We start from the raw sequence: 768 nt of genomic DNA, 5'->3' as shown, positions 1-768 counted from the left end.
CCCGATCGCGCTCAACCCCGGCGGTGCTCCGCTCACCACCGAGCAGATCTTCGCCATGCACGACCCCACGCTCACCTGGGACGACGTGCACACCTTCGCCGAGGCCGCCGGGATGCCGCTGCTGCTGAAGGGGATCCTGCGCCCGGACGACGCCGCTCGGGCGGTCGACGTGGGGGCGGCGGGTGTGATCGTGTCCAACCACGGAGGACGCCAGCTCGACACCGTGCTGACCGGGGCCGAGGCGCTGCCCCCGGTCGTCGAGGCCGTCGACGGTCGGGCCGCGGTGCTCGTCGACGGAGGCATCCGGCGGGGCTGGGACGTGGCCAAGGCGTTGTGCCTCGGTGCCGACGCTGCGCTGGTCGGACGGCCCGTGCTCTGGGGCCTGGCGCGCGACGGTGCCGCCGGGGCGCAGGCGGTGCTGGAACAGCTGGTGGCCGAGCTCGACTCGACGCTGGCCCTGCTGGGCTGCCCGCGTGCGGAGGACCTCGACGCGTCGTTCCTCGTCAGGCGCTGAGCCGCTCGCCCGACGCGGTGTCGAACACGTGCACCGCGTCTGGGTCAGCGACGAGGGTGACCTTCTCGCCGGGCGCGATCCCGGCACGACCGTCGATCCGGGCCACGACGCGCTGACCGCCGGCGGGCGGACGGCCGTACAGGTAGGCCTCGGACCCCAGCTCCTCGACGAGGTCGACGACGACGTCGAGACCGGTCTCCTCCGGCCCGGCGAGCCGCAGCGCCTGGGGCCGGAGCCCGAGGGTCACGCCGTCG

General features: G+C 74.7%; 2 protein-coding genes. One reads left to right on the top strand and one right to left on the bottom strand.

Features of this window, described 5'->3' with window-relative positions; genetic code table 11:
• Positions 1–514, top strand: a 514-nt coding sequence (locus ASF38_RS09070; protein WP_162237333.1) for an alpha-hydroxy acid oxidase, incomplete at its 5' end; no start/stop codon positions are given.
• Here ASF38_RS09070 and ASF38_RS19320 read toward each other — a convergent pair.
• On the bottom strand, positions 504–768 hold a 265-nt coding region (locus ASF38_RS19320; RefSeq protein ID WP_235497582.1), incomplete at its 5' end, for a TOBE domain-containing protein. The two genes, ASF38_RS09070 and ASF38_RS19320, sit on opposite strands and share 11 nt — an antisense overlap.

The organism is Aeromicrobium sp. Leaf272, from assembly GCF_001422865.1.
Taxonomy (GTDB): domain Bacteria; phylum Actinomycetota; class Actinomycetes; order Propionibacteriales; family Nocardioidaceae; genus Aeromicrobium.
Note: the sequence above shows the minus strand (reverse complement) of the source record. Positions and strands in the feature narration are given on the sequence as shown.